14 protein-coding genes and 1 tRNA gene are annotated in these 16,013 nt (G+C 60.2%); 6 read left to right on the top strand and 9 right to left on the bottom strand.

Annotation, left to right across the window (positions count from 1 at the left end; genetic code table 11):
- Positions 1-49: 49 nt before the first annotated feature.
- The 5 genes from lipA to OP10G_RS27845 form a co-directional block, all read right to left on the bottom strand.
- Positions 50-949: a lipoyl synthase gene (gene lipA / locus OP10G_RS08905; RefSeq protein WP_025226238.1), complete on the bottom strand. Its 900-nt coding sequence runs from the start codon at positions 947-949 to the stop codon at positions 50-52.
- A 64-nt stretch (positions 950-1,013) separates the two neighbouring features.
- Positions 1,014-1,421: a hypothetical protein gene (locus OP10G_RS08900; RefSeq protein WP_025226239.1), complete on the bottom strand. Its 408-nt coding sequence runs from the start codon at positions 1,419-1,421 to the stop codon at positions 1,014-1,016.
- Positions 1,422-1,504: 83 nt separating this feature from the next.
- Positions 1,505-4,060 (bottom strand): ATP-binding protein, encoded by a 2,556-nt coding sequence (locus OP10G_RS08895; protein ID WP_025226240.1) that lies wholly within the window; start codon positions 4,058-4,060, stop codon positions 1,505-1,507.
- Between the two features lie 68 nt (positions 4,061-4,128).
- Positions 4,129-4,215: transfer RNA gene (locus OP10G_RS08890), tRNA-Leu, on the bottom strand.
- On the bottom strand, positions 4,180-4,407 hold the full coding sequence (locus OP10G_RS27845; RefSeq protein ID WP_227625127.1) for an HNH endonuclease signature motif containing protein: 228 nt from the start codon (positions 4,405-4,407) through the stop codon (positions 4,180-4,182). Before OP10G_RS27845 ends, OP10G_RS08890 begins: the two co-directional genes overlap by 36 nt.
- A gap of 405 nt (positions 4,408-4,812) precedes the next feature.
- On the opposite strand from OP10G_RS27845, the gene OP10G_RS08885 reads away from it, so the two are divergent.
- Positions 4,813-7,254, top strand: coding sequence for a glycoside hydrolase family 38 N-terminal domain-containing protein (locus OP10G_RS08885; RefSeq protein WP_025226241.1), 2,442 nt, complete (start codon positions 4,813-4,815; stop codon positions 7,252-7,254).
- Between the two features lie 96 nt (positions 7,255-7,350).
- On the opposite strand, the gene OP10G_RS26210 is transcribed toward OP10G_RS08885, so the two are convergent.
- On the bottom strand, positions 7,351-7,641 hold the full coding sequence (locus OP10G_RS26210) for a hypothetical protein (RefSeq protein WP_144241070.1): 291 nt from the start codon (positions 7,639-7,641) through the stop codon (positions 7,351-7,353).
- 326 nt (positions 7,642-7,967) lie between these two features.
- Here OP10G_RS26210 and OP10G_RS08875 point away from each other — a divergent pair, with 326 nt between their 5' ends.
- Entirely contained in the window at positions 7,968-9,806 is a 1,839-nt protein-coding gene (locus tag OP10G_RS08875; protein ID WP_420810108.1) for an APC family permease, read from the top strand.
- Here the strand turns inward: OP10G_RS08875 and OP10G_RS08870 are convergent.
- Positions 9,803-11,857 carry a (Fe-S)-binding protein gene (locus tag OP10G_RS08870; RefSeq protein WP_025226244.1) on the bottom strand — a complete coding sequence of 685 codons (2,055 nt, stop codon included), beginning with the start codon at positions 11,855-11,857 and terminating at the stop codon, positions 9,803-9,805. The two genes, OP10G_RS08875 and OP10G_RS08870, sit on opposite strands and share 4 nt — an antisense overlap.
- Before the next feature lie 266 nt (positions 11,858-12,123).
- Between OP10G_RS08870 and OP10G_RS27710 the strand changes: the two genes are divergently transcribed.
- The 4 genes from OP10G_RS27710 (at position 12,124) to OP10G_RS08850 (ending at position 15,071) form a co-directional block, all read left to right on the top strand.
- The gene (locus OP10G_RS27710; protein WP_025226245.1) at positions 12,124-12,972 is read left to right on the top strand and encodes a prepilin-type N-terminal cleavage/methylation domain-containing protein; all 849 of its coding nucleotides are present in this window, start codon (positions 12,124-12,126) and stop codon (positions 12,970-12,972) included.
- Complete coding sequence (locus OP10G_RS08860; RefSeq protein WP_025226246.1) at positions 12,957-13,184, top strand: hypothetical protein; 228 nt, start codon at positions 12,957-12,959, stop codon at positions 13,182-13,184. Before OP10G_RS27710 ends, OP10G_RS08860 begins: the two co-directional genes overlap by 16 nt.
- 67 nt (positions 13,185-13,251) lie before the next feature.
- Complete coding sequence (locus OP10G_RS08855; RefSeq protein WP_144241069.1) at positions 13,252-13,641, top strand: hypothetical protein; 390 nt, start codon at positions 13,252-13,254, stop codon at positions 13,639-13,641.
- 41 nt (positions 13,642-13,682) lie between these two features.
- On the top strand, positions 13,683-15,071 hold the full coding sequence (locus OP10G_RS08850; RefSeq protein WP_025226248.1) for a serine hydrolase domain-containing protein: 1,389 nt from the start codon (positions 13,683-13,685) through the stop codon (positions 15,069-15,071).
- On the opposite strand, the gene OP10G_RS08845 is transcribed toward OP10G_RS08850, so the two are convergent.
- Together OP10G_RS08845 and OP10G_RS08840 are read right to left on the bottom strand one after the other, a co-directional pair.
- Positions 15,072-15,548: a DUF2314 domain-containing protein gene (locus OP10G_RS08845; protein WP_025226249.1), complete on the bottom strand. Its 477-nt coding sequence runs from the start codon at positions 15,546-15,548 to the stop codon at positions 15,072-15,074. It lies immediately after the preceding gene.
- A 47-nt stretch (positions 15,549-15,595) separates the two neighbouring features.
- Positions 15,596-15,976 (bottom strand): lipocalin-like domain-containing protein, encoded by a 381-nt coding sequence (locus OP10G_RS08840; protein WP_227625093.1) that lies wholly within the window; start codon positions 15,974-15,976, stop codon positions 15,596-15,598.
- Between the last annotated feature and the right edge of the window lie 37 nt (positions 15,977-16,013).

The following is a 16,013-nucleotide window of genomic DNA, read 5'->3' as shown; positions in this document are numbered from 1 at the left end:
TCTAAGGTGTCAGGTTGCCGGTTTGCCCTTCGCAAAGGATCCGATAAGCCTAACCGACGGCAGCCGGCTCGTCCATCCGTGCGAGACGCTCTGCCATCACCTTTTTGCTGAACTCGATCGCATTGTACGACGACCTGATGAAAGGACCACTCGCCACGAAGGCGAAACCCATTTCTTCACCGATTTGCTCGTACTCTTTGAACTCGTTCGGATGTACGAAGTCGTTGACCGGAAGGTGCCTCATGGTGGGGCGGAGGTATTGGCCGATGGTAACGGCGTCGACTCCCGCTTCACGCAGGTCCCTTAGAGTCCGGATTACCTCGTCCCTCGTCTCCCCGAGGCCGAGCATAATCCCCGATTTCGTGTAGATCGACGGATCAAGCTCCTTTACGGTTCGCAAAACATCGAGCGATCGGCCATATTTCGCCTGCGGCCGCACCACGGTGTGGAGGCGCTCGATGGTTTCGATGTTGTGGTTGTAGATCTCAGGGTGCGCGTCGGTCACGTTTTTGATGCACCAACGCTTCGCCTTGAAATCGGGCGTAAGAACCTCGACGATCGTCAGGGGGTTCGCGGCGTGGATCAACCGTATCGTCTCGGCAAACTGGGAGGAGCCCTCGTCGGCCAGATCGTCGCGCGCAACGGAGGTGACGACGATATGCTTGAGACCGAGGTCCTTGGAAACTTGAGCGACGTTCTGAGGCTCGTCCTGATCGACGGTGAGCCCTCGACCTACTTTGATGGCGCAGAAGCCGCAGCTCCGGGTGCATGTATCGCCGAGGATCATGAAGGTCGCGGTCTTCTTGCTCCAACACTCGGGAAGGTTGGGACAGCGGGCACTTTCGCACACGGTGTGCAGGTTTTTGGCGCGCATCATGCCCTCAACCTCTTTGATCGTGTCGGGGCGAGGAAGCCGGATGGTCAGCCACTCCGGAAGCCGCTGGGTCATGACCCATTATGGCACCGGCCCGCCCGCTCCCCCTTCATAGGTGGCCGGGCCGGTGTCGAACGTCCTAGCCAGGGTCGGACGAGTTGTTCGTGATTCCTCCTTGGGCGGATCCGTCCGGAGTCGAGGCCGTGAAGGTGGTGGTCGCCGGCATCGGGTGATTGGGATCGTCCGTGGATGCGCGGTGAGCCGTAAACGTAAAGGTCGTGTTGCCGGCCGGAACGGTTACGGTCGATGGGACGGTAATGGACACCCAATCGCTGGAGAGCGAGACAACCTCGGCGGAGGTAGACGCTCGGTCCATCGTGACCGTCACGGTGACGTTGGCACCTTGGGATATCGACGTCGAGCCTGGGCTCACGACGACCGGAATCGTGTGCGTGTCTGGCGCGGATTTGGCATTGGCAGGTCCGAACCAAGCGATGTTCAGGAGGAGTGCGGTGACGAGAAGGGCGGGTTTTAGATTTTTGACCACGCGCAAGGAAGCGCGAGAGCCCTGTCGGATCTAACAACCAATAAAAAATTTCCCGAAAAAGGTTGGGTTAAGGGCGCGGTGACCTATCCAGAGTGAACAGCTTCAAGAAGTTCCGTGATCGCCTCCGGCGACATTTCAGTTCCTTCTAACGTTGCAAATGCATACCGCTCGACCCCCAACGCGTCCGTAAGCCGCGAAACTAGCCGTTCAAATCTCTCCTCTTCATCTAGACGCATCTGTTTTTCAAGGCGCGCTCCAAAATTCGAGTTGGCGCCAACTAACTGCGCCGCAATTCTTTGCAACGCAAGCATCTCGAACGCATAGGCTGCATTCCGCATACAGGTCGCCATACCGTTGCTCTCTTGGGCAGCTACGAAGATGGGAAATGCGCGCGATACATTTGCCAACGCTTCCAGCGGTCGATTCTCGGCAAGCTCGATATGGGCAATGTTCTGGTGGAAATACGCTTTGAGAACCGGCTCCCGAGCTCTCTCGATCAACGGTTCAGCCTCGAGAAGATGCTCTCGAGCCTCCTGAAGCAGGCCGAGATATGGTTCTGCGGAGCTAAGCGACACGAGGCTGCGGAGGAGGAATGGCTCGTTACCTTGAGCGCGAAAAACCTTTATGGCGGCTAAGTAGTGCCGCCGAGCTCGTACGTACTTGCGGACTTCTAGAGCCCGATGGGCAAGCATAGCCCGAGCGGCAGCGATCGCTGACGGGTTACTAGAACGCCGCGCGAAACTCACACTTCGAAGCGCGTAAAGCCTCGATGCTTCCCGGTCGCCGAGGAAGTCGGCAAGGTGCACACCAAGGTTGAATACCCGGTATAGGGCGGGCACTTCCTGGCAAGTTTTGGCCGACGCAACCATATCCACGACCCGCAACCCTTCCGCCAGGTAGTGCCTAAGCAGATAGAACTGGTGGATGGCGAGCGTCATTTGAACCGCGAGCAGGCCCTCTCCGCCTCGCAGGACGTTTCGCTCGATCACCGTGCGGAGGTCCTCGTACGAGGCGTCCAGCCGGTCGAGCCATTCGACCTGGAAGGGGCCAGACAGGCCAGCGGCGATTTCGCCTGCAAAACGGAGGCACCAGTCGCGGTGTCTCAAGGCGAACACCCCTTCTTCTTTTTCCGCCTTGAGCCGCGCATGAGCGTAGAGGCGGATCGTTTCCGTTAGCGTAAACCGCTTCTCGGGACCACGGGCGGAGGAGGTTGCCAGCATCGAAGCCTCGACAAGCTCTTCGAAGGCCGGCAGAACGAGATCTTGGGGAAGCATCGCATCGACGCAGACCTCGGTTGCCTGCTCGATCGTGATCGCGCCCTGGAAAACCGCCAGCCGGCGCAGGAGAGTGCGAGCTTCGGGTCGAAGGTGCTGATAACCCCAGTCGACCGTGGTTTCCAGCGTCTTCTGACGCTCCGGGCGCGAACCGTCCGCGTCCCGAAGAAGCAAGAATCGATCGTCGAGGCGATCCAAGATCTGCCGCGGACTTAGAACCTGCGTCTTAGCCGCCGCCAATTCGATGGCAAGAGGAATGCCGTCGAGCCGTAAGCAAACCGCGGCGATCGCCGTCGCATTCTCGGGCGTAAGCCTGAACTTCGGATCGACCATCTGGGCTCGGTCGACGAACAGCGAGACGGAATCGTATTCCGCGATCGCCCGCCAATCCTCGGCGATGGTCGGCGTGTCCATCCCCTCGAGGCGGTACCGCCACTCTCCGGCCACCCGTAGCGGACGGTGACTGCCGACCAAAAGCGCGAGCTCGTTGCAGGAGTCGGACAAGGCGGTGACGAATCGCCGGACCTCCGCCAATAGGTGCTCGGCGTTATCGAGAACGAGCAGGGTCTGCCGGGGTCGTAGGTAGGCGATCAGCGCTTCGATATGGTCTTCGCCGGGCAGCTTCGGGGCGTTAAGGAGCCGCACCAGCATCGGTCCGAGCAGGGCAGGCTGAGAAACTTGCGACAGGTCGATAAGGGTTGCCCCATCGGTAAAGTCTCCTTCGACCTCCGTAATCAGGCGCTGAAGAAGAGCCGACTTGCCGATACCCGAGGGACCGGTGACACTGACGATTCGGCTTAGATCGAGCTGGCGCCGGAGCTCCTCTAACTCTCTCGCTCGCCCAAGGAACGTCGTCGACCGTCGATTGTCGGGCCGGATGACCGGCCGCGCGGGCGCGCTCCGAAGCGCCTCGTTTGCGACCAGGAACAACCGTTCGAAGTGACCGGGAAGCACCTCGATCGTCCCTAGATCGGAAAACTCCAGTTCCGAGGAGAGGGAGGTGCGAACCATCTCCAAGGTCCCGAGCGAGACGACGACTTGTCCCGGCTGACCGACCGCGTTGATCGCCTTCAGCCGCTCCATCAGCGAATCTAAGGTGTCCGGACCGTACTCGCCGGTGGTTATGGCGGCATACCGGTCGTCGGTTGCGGCGGCTACCGCCGCCACGGCCGCGCGGACGGCCTGCGAAGGAAGGGCGAACCGAGCCGTCAGCTCGCTCTTGGTGGCCTGAACGGGCTCGCCTCCGATATCGGCGGCCGGCTTACGTCGGAAACCGACCAAGACAAAGGTGGCGATCCCTTGATCGCGGCTTGGAGGGGTCCTCTGACTTTGCGGATTTTCCATTTCCGAAGCGACGTCGAACACCGTCGTCTGACTGCAAGTGCAACGAAAAAGCCCCTCGAAATTCGAGGGGCTTTATTGTAATCCTTTTTTGGTGCGGCGGAAAGGACTCGAACCTTCACACCCTCTCGAGTACATGCACCTCAAGCATGCTTGTCTACCAATTCCAACACCGCCGCAAACGGATCTATAGTTCTACCCCAAGTCGAAGTTTGGCGGTGGCAATTTGGGCACGCAAAACGTAAGTTTTCCCTCCGATTGTCCAGTTGATCGCCGTTTATGTGGTCGATATCTAGGGCCAACGGCTTGCCTCGCCACTCGCCTGGATTGCCGCAATCGAAGCATGCGTACGGAATGCCGCTCTCTATCATCGCCCGGCGAAGAACCGACACCGTCTCCCGGCGAGGTATGCGATGAGCCTGCAGCACTTTCTCCCATGAGAGACGAGAGGCGCTCAATCTCACTTTTGGCTTGCCGGTCATGTGGGACGTATCCAGCCCATATTCGCGTGCATAACGGCCGATGAGGGTGGCGGTGATCCCATTCGGCCGTACCCCGAGCCTTTCGCAAACCTCGACAAATGTGGTCGACTCCTTCACCACCGGCTCGAGTACTTCGCGAGTAAATTTACGACCTCTTCTGGGGCGACCAACCTTTCGGTCAAGCGGAGTGAGGTTGGTTTTAACCATCGAAAGGCTCCGCCGACGTGCAGTCTTATACCGCCATTGTCGATCCCCAGCTAGAGGCGGAGACCGGATCGGCGCATACTTTGCGGCGTGTCCCGTCCGCTCCCTATCTACTACACGTTCGGCAACCACATGCATTGGGTCGACATGGAGTGGTTGTGGGGCTACCACGTCCTGCCGGGCTCCATTCACGACATGCTCCGTTTCTGCCACGAGACCGGCGCCAAGGGGAATGTCAACTTCGACGGCGTTGGGTACGAGAAACTCGCGTCCGAATATCCGGAAGCGCTTTCCGAACTACGAAAAGCTGTCCAAGCCGGAACCGTCGAGGTGGTCGGCGCCTCCTATGGTCAGCCATATGGGGCGCTCCACGGCGGCGAATCCAATATCCGCCAGCGAATCTACGGCGTCCGAAGCGCGATGCGGCTGTTAGGAATTCGGCCGAGGACGTTTTGGGAGGAGGAGTTCGATTTCTTTCCGCAACTCCCGCAGATCCTTTCCGGCGTCGGGTTCGACGGCGCGTCGCTTTTCTTCCAGTGGACTTGGCACACGCCGGAGATCCCGTTTGAAGAGGCGCCGGTCGTTCTTTGGACGGGCCACGACGGAACCACGCTACGAGCAGCAACGCGGAACCGGCTAAACCTTCATCAGTGGCCGGAGGACGTCGACGTCCTCCTTTCCCAACTGCACGATCAGTCCAAAGATGAAAAACCGCCCCTGATCTTGCAGTGGTTGGAGCTCATGCCCTCTCCCGACTGGATGTGCCGATCCCAGGTTCTCCTACCAAAAACGAAAGAGCTGCTATCGGATCCGAGGTTCGAGTTCCGGTTTTCCACGCTTGGCGAGTACCTCCGCACGTGGCCGGTGGCGGATCTACAACCCCGGCGGTACAAGCCGCACGAGGTGTTCCACGGAATGTCGCTCGGCAAGAACGGCGACCTGTTCCGCCGCCTCAGCCGCAAGGCGGAGCAAAGCGTTCTCGATGCGGAAACGTTGGCGGCGGTCGCCGGCTTATTCGGCCGGCCGTACGCGCAGTGGGATGTGTATCCCACCTGGGAACTGGAGGAAGCTTGGCGAGAGCTGCTGCAGGCGCAACACCACGATAACGACGAATGCGAAGGGCTCTGCGGGCACATCGGCCGGTTCAGTTACGAACGCAGCCTGAGCCTAAGCGGCCACGTTTTGAACCGAACCTGCGATCTACTTTCTCGCCGAATCGACGCAGCCGAAGGGGATCTCGTCGTGTTCAACGCACTCGGCTGGCCGGTGAGCGATACGTTTTTCCATCCGGTGACCGGCGAACCGGTCGTGGCTCGGGATGTCCCCGCGCTGGGCTGGAGGTCGTTTTCTCCCGAGCAGCTCGAGGCGAAAGGCCCCGCGTGGGAGCTCAAGGATGGGGGAGCGATCGGACGCCGGGGCGAGATCGAAGTCGTCGTCGATTCTCAGGGACGGATCGCGCAGATCTCCTCGCCGGAGTGGCCGGAAGGGGCGCTCGAGGAGTCTTTGCCCCTCCTCCAGTTTTCGTGCATCGAAGGCGGACAACCGGCGTCATTCGCCGTGGAGTCGATTTCGATCGATCCACAATCGTTGGATCTCGTCGTACGGTTCCAGCATCCCGTGGAAGGAGGCATCCGCGCCTTTGTCAAGTTACCGGCGGACGCAGCCGCCGTAGATGTTTCCCTAACCGCCGCCTCGCTCCGCCGTCCGGATGGAGGCATGAACGCCGGACTCCAGACCGCCTTCCAGATCCGCGGCAGCCAGTCCGTGGTGACCGATTCGCCCTATGCCGTCCATCCGATCGAGCGGTCGGGCGTTTTCAAGAAGAAGTATCCCACTGGGGATTGGATGACCTCGAAGCAGTGGTTCGAGGACGTCGTCGCTCCGTTCGACGCCTACAGCCTGGTCGACTTATTGGCAGAAGACCGCGGCCTCCTGATCCTCCACGACGGCAGCCCTCAGTGGTTCCACGACGAACAGGGGAGCGTCCGCAATTTGCTGACGATGTTCGACCCCTGGGACGAAGAGTATTGGATCGACCGCTTCCAAGCCTCCTACCGCCTGATTCCGCACGGCCCCCTGAGTCATTCCGACCGCTGGCGGGCCGCCCAAACCTTCCTCCGCCCCACCAGAGTAGCGATGAAGCTGCATTCCGGTGGCGACCTTCCCGCTTCGTTTTCCGCCGCCCAATGTGGCTCGCCCCATGTCGCCATCGCCGCGCTCTACCGGGAGACCTTAGAGAGTGGTCGCGGGCTGGAGAGTTATGCCGCGAGCAGTTTCGGCGTGGACTACCCGTACGTCGTGCGATTGGTCGAGCTCGACGGAGTCGGTGGCCCTACCAAGCTATCCTTCGCCGCGTCCGTCGCCTCGGTGGCGGAGACGAACCTTATGGGAGAGCGAACGGGAGATGGCATCAACCTGGATATTCGTCCATTCGGGATAGCGACGCTGATGCTCGACCTGATCGAAGGCCGGAAGCAGAACCGCGATCTCGACGCGAAACGCGAGATCTGGGCGACCGTGCATCGACTGTAGGCTTGGTCCCCTTCGCGGAGATGACATCTTGCGAAAATCCCGGGGCGGCGAGGAACTCAAAGGCGCATTGCACGAGGCAGCCGTATAGTTCCTCCATTAACCCTGCCTCTCCCGAATCGGGCTCGTAGTTTGCGAGCCATCCTCCGCCCAAATCACCGTTCGCATTCCCAATCCATCCGACACGGTCTCCCTCTTGCCGGACAGCGGCTTCCAGTCGTCCGTTCCCTCCATCCAAGGGAACCAAGTCAAGAAATCAAAGAGAAGCTCTAGGAACCACATCTCAACTTCATTAGTCACCACGGCCCGGCTGCAGGTGGCACTGGTCTGAGAAACAGCTACCAGTCGAAGCGACGGCTCGCCCACTCCCATGCCGCGCGAAACGGCCAAGTTATCATTTGCCAGACAAGGTGCAGTAGGAGCTCAACCACAAACTCGGCGACTGCCTCCAAAATGGCTCCGACAATCCAGCCCAAAATATCCGCCATGCGCCATTAAAGGCCGGCCCGGCGATGCTTCCGAGCACCAGTCGCAGGAAAGCACGACCACCCCCGACAGCAACGGAACCGGCCCCGGTGAAGTAGCATCGCTAAGCAGTGCAAGAAGCCAAGGTCAACTCCCCCTTCAAGCGGTGGCTTCTCCAGGGATTCCTGCGGGAACCGGAGGGGCCGTACGAGACGGAGAAGGGGCACCACCAGAGCCCGTGGTGGAAGGTCATGTGCCTCACCGGCGTCGATTACTTCTCGACGCTCGGCTACCAACCCGGCATCGCCGCCCTCGCCGCGGGCGCGCTGTCGCCCATGGCGACTCTGATTCTCGTCCTCCTCACCCTCTTCGGCGCGCTTCCCATTTACAAGCGGGTCGCGATTGAAAGCCCCCACGGTGAAGGTTCGATCGCCATGCTCGAAAAGCTCCTGCCGTGGTGGCAAGGGAAGCTCTTCGTTTTGGCTTTGCTCGGGTTCGTAGCAACCGACTTTGTGATCACCATCACGCTCTCCGCGGCCGACGCCACCGCGCACCTTATCGAGAACCCGTACTTCAAAAGTTCGCTGGAGGGAAAGGCCGTTCCGGTCACGCTGGCGCTCGTCGCGATCCTTGGCGCTGTCTTCCTCAAAGGATTCAGCGAAGCCGTGGGGATCGCGGTGGTTCTGGTCATCGGTTACCTAGCTCTGAACGCGGTCGTTGTGTTCGAAGGGATCATGCGGGTCGCCGCGCACCCGCATTACTTTGTCGACTGGCAGACGAAGCTCACCCAGTTCCATGGCGGGAACCCTCTTCTGCTCCTGGGACTGTCGCTCTTCTATTTCCCGAAGCTGGCCCTTGGCCTTTCAGGATTTGAGACCGGGGTTGCCGTCATGCCGTTGGTCAAGGGACGGTCCACGGACACCGAGCGAAACCCGGCCGGCCGGATCAAGAGCACCCACCGATTGCTTGCCTCGGCGGCAATCATCATGAGCGTCTTCTTGATTTCGAGCAGCCTCATCACGACGCTCCTCATCCCTGAGCACGCGTTTGCTAACGCAACGGCCTCCCACCCGGCGGGAGAAGCAAACGGCCGCGCCCTCGCCTATCTCGCGCACAAATTCTTCGGCAACGGCTTCGGAACGCTCTACGACGTAAGCACGATCCTCATCCTATGGTTCGCCGGGGCGAGCGCGATGGCCGGCCTGCTGAACATCGTGCCGCGTTATCTGCCGCGCTACGGCATGGCCCCTGAGTGGACCAAAGCGGTCCGGCCGCTCGTCCTCGTCTTCACCGGAATCGCCTTTGCCGTCACCATGGTCTTCCGCGCGGACGTCGACGCGCAGGGCGGCGCCTATGCCACGGGCGTCTTGGTCCTCATGACGAGTGCCGCCGTCGCGGTCACCATCTCCGCCCGCCAGCGAAAGGCGGGGCGGATTACCTTCTTGTACGGCTTCATCGCCTTCGTCTTCGCCTACACCACCATCGTTAACGTCTATGAGCGGCCAGATGGTCTCCGCATCGCGAGCCTGTTCATTCTCACCATCGTCCTCATCTCCTTCGTGTCGCGAATCTGGCGAACGCTGGAGCTGCGGGTCGACCGCGTGGACCTCGATGTTCAGGCTCTTAATTTCGTGCGAGACGCCGTAGATCGCGGCACTCACCGAATCTGTTTGGTGCCCAATCGGCCGGAGGCCCAAGACATTTCCGAGTACGATCGGCAAGATCGAGAGGCCAGGCGGGACCACCACATCGCTCCCGACGAGTGCGTTCTCTTCGTAGAGGTCCATGTTCCGGACGCCTCCGAGTTTGCCGGCGTGGTCAAGGTAAAAGGCACCGAGGTAGGACCGTATCAAGTCCTACGCATCACCGGAACCGCGGTGCCGAACGCCATCGCCGCCTTGGCGCTCAAGATTCGAGACCTAACGAACGAGCGCCCGCACATTTACTTCAACTGGGGCGAGCGTCACCCTGCGCTCTACCTGGTCAAATACCTCTTCTCCGGCCGCGGAGACATTGCCCCTCTGACCCGCGAGATTCTCCGCCGAATCGAGCCCGACCCCGAAAAGCGACCCGCCGTTCATGTTGCCTAGGGCGTAACCCCGGTCGTGTTCGCTTCTTGCAGCATCTCGGCCAGATCGAGAAGACGGATCTCGTCGTTTGGCCGGGCCTGCTTGATGCTGTCGCCGAGCATGATCCGGCAGAACGGACATGCGACCGCTACCGTCGTCGCCCCGGTTGCCAAGAGCTCTTCCGTACGGCGATTCGCCGGGCGTTGCGAAGGGGGTTCCTCCATCCACATGCGGCCGCCCCCGGCGCCGCAGCAAAGTGTTTTCTTCCCTTTGTGCTCCGGATCCGACATCCCGGCCACGACCTCGCGAGGCGCCTCGCTCTCTTCGTTGACCCGGGAAAGGTAGCACGGATCGTGGTAGACGACCTCACCCTTAGGCGGCTTCGCCGCGACGAGGTCGCCCTTTCGCACGAGCTGCTGGAGAAGCTGCGAATGATGGAACACCTCCATCGAAGCCCCGTATTCTCCGTATTCGTTCTTGAGCGTATTCAGACAGTGGGGGCAGGTCGTCACCACCTTCTTCACCCCGTATTTCTCGAACGTCGCCGCGTTCTGCGCGGCCTTGTCTTGGAACAGGAATTCTTCGCCGACTCGCCGAGCCGGGTCACCGGTGCAAGCCTCCTCGCGGCCGAGGCAAGCGAACTTGACTCCGGCTTTTGTGAGCAGCTCCGCCACCGCCTTCGTCGTCTTGATCGCTCCCGGATCGGTAGCCCCGGCGCAGCCGACCCAGAAGAGGTACTCGAACTCCACTCCATCCCGACAGAGCGGGATCTCAAGCCCTTTCATCCAGTCTTCACGGTTGCTCGCCGGCTGACCCCAGGCATTGCTCGTGCTCGCGGTTTGCCGAAGCATGGTCGCCGCCGGCCCGCTCAAGGCTCCCTCGCTGACAAGATTTCGTCTCGAATCGACGATCAGGTCGACGTGACGGATGAGCACTGGACACGCTTCGACGCACGCGTTGCACGTGGTGCACGCCCAGAGCGCTTCCTCGCTTACCGCCGCCGCCACTTCGGTTCCGTCGCGTAACGCGCCCCGGATGTCCTGGACCACCTGCTTTGGATTGAGAACCTTGCCGACGTTCCAAGCCGGGCATACCTCCGTACACCGTCCGCACTCCATACAGGCGTCGAGCGACATCAGATGCCACCGCGAGTAATCCTTGGCCAGCTTGACGCCGACCTGCTCGGTCTGCTCGACCTCCTCCATTGGGATCGTCCGCAGGTGTCCCATCGGTCGCTCCGGCTTGCCCGCGGTGCTCGCGATCGCCATCACGATGTGCCGAAGACGCATCTTGGGGATCACGGCGAAGAACACGAAGATCCACACCATGTGGAACCACCAGGCGAAGCGATAGAGCCCCACCGATACCGGTCCCTGCGCCTTGGCCCACAGGAAGCCGACGATCGACGCGCTGTCGAAGCTTCGAGTGTCGAGCGAGATCCGGCACGCTTCCAGCCAATACCCAGTGAGGCCGATGACCAATAGGAGACCCAGCGTCCAGAAGTCGTTCATCGAGTGGCTCATCGGCCACCGCCTCCGGTCTACGGCCTGCTTTGCCGCTTGTTCCGGATCCGGCTCTCGAAGCGCGGCGGCTCCGAGTTCCTTGCCAAGAGCCATCGCTCGCCGAACAAACGCCCATCCAACCCCTACAACCAACAGCAATCCGAGAAGGTCGAATGCTGTCTCGTACACCAAATAGTAAGTGCCATGATGAAACTTAACTGGCCCATAGGTGTTGATCGCCAAGAGCGTCGTGGCAAGCACCAGCGATACGAATCCGTAGAAGATCATCAGGTGCATCGGAGCACCCGACTTGGGTCTCGAGGAGCGGACCTTCTTCTGAAGGAGGACGTAGCTCAGAACGTTTCCAAGCCATTTTGCCGCTGCCGCTCTGGTAGGCAGCCAATATTTCCAACCGGGGCGAAGCGTATCGATCGGCCTTCCCTGCCGCCAAGATCGAACGCATTGAGCGATCTGCCAAGCCATATACGCAAGGCTTGCGTATACGAGGAAGTAAAAAAGGATCTTCTCCGGTTGGGAGATATGCAGGAACTCTTGTCGGGTCGGCTCCACGGCTTGGCTCTATTCGCTTCGTTGCGAGAGAGTGAGTCTACATCTCAAAAGCCGGCGGATGTCTTACTAAAAATAGGCCAAAAGGCACACCAGACGGCTTTCCAAAGCGAGACGTGCGCGTTTTTTCGCTGTTCTTTTCAGATTTTTGATTAAGGTGTTGGAGAATATCTCCGGTGCTGCTAAACTGCACGAGTTGGTTGCCGATGGCCAACTAAGTTGCCGTCGGTTCCATTTATTTCTTTATCCTAAGCTTCTGAGGTGCATCCATGATTCGTAGCCAAAAGGGTTTCACCCTTATCGAACTTCTAGTCGTCATCGCGATTATCGCGATCCTTGCCGCTATCCTGTTCCCCGTCTTCGCCCAGGCCAAGGCCGCCGCGAAGTCCGCTGCTAGCCTTAGCAACGTGAAGCAGGAAGGCCTCGGCATCATCATGTACTCCGGTGACGCCGACGACAAGATCGTCGAAGCCACCAACTGGGATACCGGAAGCGACCCCCTGTGCTTCTCCAGCGGCTGCTTCTCCACGTGGGCTTACCTCGTAAACCCGTACGTTAAGAACGGCGACATCCTCCAGGATCCGCTCGGCCCTCCCACGGTGACTTCCTACAACTCCCGCGTGGTCACCATGACCAGCTTCCCGGGCTATGGCTTCAACTACGTTTGGCTTACGCCTTGGAACGGAACGCTTCAGCAGGCCATTTCGATGACCGCTGCGGCTAAGCCGGCCGAGACGATCATGCTCGCCAACCGCGGTTCGCGATCCGACGGCGACGGTTACTATTGGGGCTTCGGCTTCGATGCGAAGACCGACTCCCCGCTGCTCGAGTCGACGGTTGAAGTTCCGGACTGCTACACCATTCCGCAGTACTGCGCGGACAACTGGGGTAAGGGCGGCTTCTCTTCCGGCGTAAAGGCTGGCAACACCCTCGCCGGCGACGGAACGGGCGGCGTCGCTCACCGAAATGCCGATACGACCCCGGTCGTTTGGCTCGACGGCCACGCAACCAAGTCCAAGATCAGCTTCCTCGCTTCCGGTACCAACTGGACGCCGACGACCGATCACGGCAGCGTAACCACGACTGACGCCTCCAAGTATCTATGGGACACCAACTAAGAGTCCTCACTCTTGCCGCACTCGTTCTTGCCGCCTGTATTGGCTGCAAGGGCGAGGAGGCCCCCACCGGCACCGGCGATGCAACCCCTAAGGAAGCGGCCGCAAAGGGCGGTGCGGGGAAGATGCAGGGAATGGGAGCCGATCAGGTCACCCTCTCTGATGCAGGTAAGAACGCGGACGCCAATTCTGGCTCCAAGCTTCGCGGAAAGTAAGCCTGAGACGAAAGAACCCGAGTGGAAGCGATTCCACTCGGGTTCTTTTTGTTTGAAGCCTCTTCGATTGCGGGGAATTCTTAACCTAAAGTTAGAACACGCTCGGCTCGAAGTGGTCAAAGGAGATATGCCGTCGGTCGAACTCTGCTCGGAGGCCTTGCGCCTTCGACTGATAACCGAGGACGAGAAGTGCTACCTACAAGTCTCCGAAATAGACGAGGAAGTCAATCATCGGGCAAAGACGGACCCCTATAATCTTCTCTCGGTCCTCAGCGGACTCCGCTACCACGTCAGCGCGGGCAACAGCCTCTGCACGCTTCATCGAGAGAATGGGGATGTCGTAGTCGAATACCAGACCGGCAACCACGCCCCAACGACCTGCCGGATATCGGTCGACCAATTCAGAAGGTTTATCGACCAGGTCTTACCGAGCCGGTCACGCGGCTATATGGCCTAGCCGCGCAACCCCTCTCGCGGTCTCATCCGTACAGGGTGGCAATGCTTCTGTACGCTCCGCTCCTCCTAAGGTTCGCCGCCTACGCCTTCGCCCCTCCCACCGAGGCGGAGATCGACCAATTTCTGGCCAAGGCTCAGACCAAAGTGAATGCGCCGGGGATGTCGGTCGCGATCGTCCGAAACGGAAAGCTGGCGTACGCCAAAGGGTTCGGTTTCGCCGACGTTGAGGGAAAGGTTCCCGCCAGCGGCCAGACCGTCTATCGACTTGGCAGCGTCACCAAGCAGTTCACCGCGACGGTGATTATGCAGCTCGTTCAGGAGCGTAAGCTGGCGCTCGACGACCCGATTCGCCGGCACATTCCGGATCTGCCCGCCGCCTGGGAGAAGATCACCGTTCGAAACCTCCTCAATCACACGAGCGGAATTTACAACTACACCGGGTTGCCGCACATGATGGACAAGATGGTCCTCCGCCACACCGAGCCGCGAGGGATCGTGAAGACGGTCGAGGATCGTCCGCTGGAGTTCGAACCGGGAAGCCGGTGGGATTACAGCAACACCGGCTACGAGGTCCTGGGCCTCATTGCGGAGAAAGTTGATGGGCAGCCGCTCGGTGAGTCGCTGAAAAAGCGCATCTTTCGGCCGTTAGGGATGGGAAGCACCTACTTCACCCTCGACGGCAAAATCGCCCGGCGACACGCGAAGGGTTACACGGTTCGGAACGGCAAACTGGCGGACGCCGATCCGATCGATATGAGTTGGCCGTATGCGGCCGGATCGATGGAGAGCACCGTCGTGGATCTGGCGAAGTGGGACGCAGCCCTGTACGGAGACAAGATCCTGCCCCAAGCCGCCCTGAAACAGATGTGGACGGAGACTGTCCTTTCGACCGGCAACAAAACCGGCTACGGCTTCGGGTGGGCCTTGGGCGAAGTGAACGGCGCACCGATTATCGAACACGGAGGAGGAATCCCCGGTTTTACAACCGATATTCGCCGGGCACCTTCCCATGGGCTCACCGTCATCGTGCTTACAAATTCCGACAACGGAGATCCGGGCGGCGTCGCCGGGAGGCTGATGGGCTTTCTGGACCCGGAGCTGACTTTAGCCGCCGCGGCCGGTATCCCGGACAACGATCCGGCAACGACGGCGCTGGCGAGGAGCACGTTTGAAAGCGTGTTGAGCGGCAATCTCGACCGCTCGAAACTGTCTCCGCAGATGGCGAAGCTTCTGACTCCCGAGTTCTTGGCCGGCGCCAAAGCGCAACTTAACGCCGCCGGGCCGCTCATTGCCTTTACCTTGCTCGCCGCCACCGACGAACCGGGACTCAAGCATCGAACCTACGCAGTGACGCTCGGCGAGACCACGTTGAAGTTTCAGTTCGACCTGAGCGCGGACGGCATTATCCAGGGGATGTCGCTCCACGGCTAGCTAGCCGCCGGAGCCGACAATCTTGGTCGTATAGGCGCCTTTAACGGAAGAACCTTCCTTTATCGCCCAATCGTAGACCTCGTTCCGTTTCATCGTGACGGGGTCCCCTCTTTTTGCCTTCCGATAGAGCATCGGGCTCTCGTCGAGGGTTCCGTGAAAATCGGTTCCATCGAAGGCGACGTCCTTCACCCATAGATATTCGGGACCTCCCGTCGTCTTGAAGTTTCCCCGCACGAAAAACCTCTGGCCGTCCGTTCTATGCTTGAGCGCGTCGATGAACGTTGGCAACTCGGCCTGGGCTTTGCGGCTAGCGTCCTGCAGGGGCTTGTTGCCGTGGGCAACCCGGACCACACGGCTGGGCGTCAACATCTTGCTCGCTACGATCAGCAAGATAAGCCCGGCAATGGTCGCCAACACGACCAGTCCCCAATTTGATTTGCGGCGAGAAACGTGAATCGGGGGTGGCAGGTCAGCCATGGCTTTTCTCGATTATGCGCTCAACCTTCCGGCCTGCGGGAACCGCTTTATGGCTGAGCATTGGACTGGCGCACAAATACGATGTCGGGATCGGAGGCGAATTCTTTCTTAACTCGCAAGGTATCGCCGTCCAGGACGAGCGTCATGCTCTTGCCCTGTCCTCCGTCGGGCGTAAGCCGCACCTCGTTACCGCTCACGGTATAAGTGCCGGTCTCGGAACCGATCGAAAGCGCCTGCTTGAACTTTCCTTCCTCGTTGAACTCGAGGGTCGATTCCCCGATGAGCGCGGAAGCCATGCCCTGCATGGCGCCTACGAGCCCTTTTCCTTCCGAGGCGTTGGACGGCTGGCCCTTCCAAGTCCCAACCACCCGGCTACGACCGCTGCCACAACCAGCCAGGAGCACCGCAACCACTAATACCGCAAGCACATGTCGCATTTACTCGCACGGACGATTCGCCGGAAGG

The organism is Fimbriimonas ginsengisoli Gsoil 348 (assembly GCF_000724625.1).
In the GTDB taxonomy this organism is placed as follows: domain Bacteria; phylum Armatimonadota; class Fimbriimonadia; order Fimbriimonadales; family Fimbriimonadaceae; genus Fimbriimonas; species Fimbriimonas ginsengisoli.
Note: the sequence above shows the minus strand (reverse complement) of the source record. Positions and strands in the feature narration are given on the sequence as shown.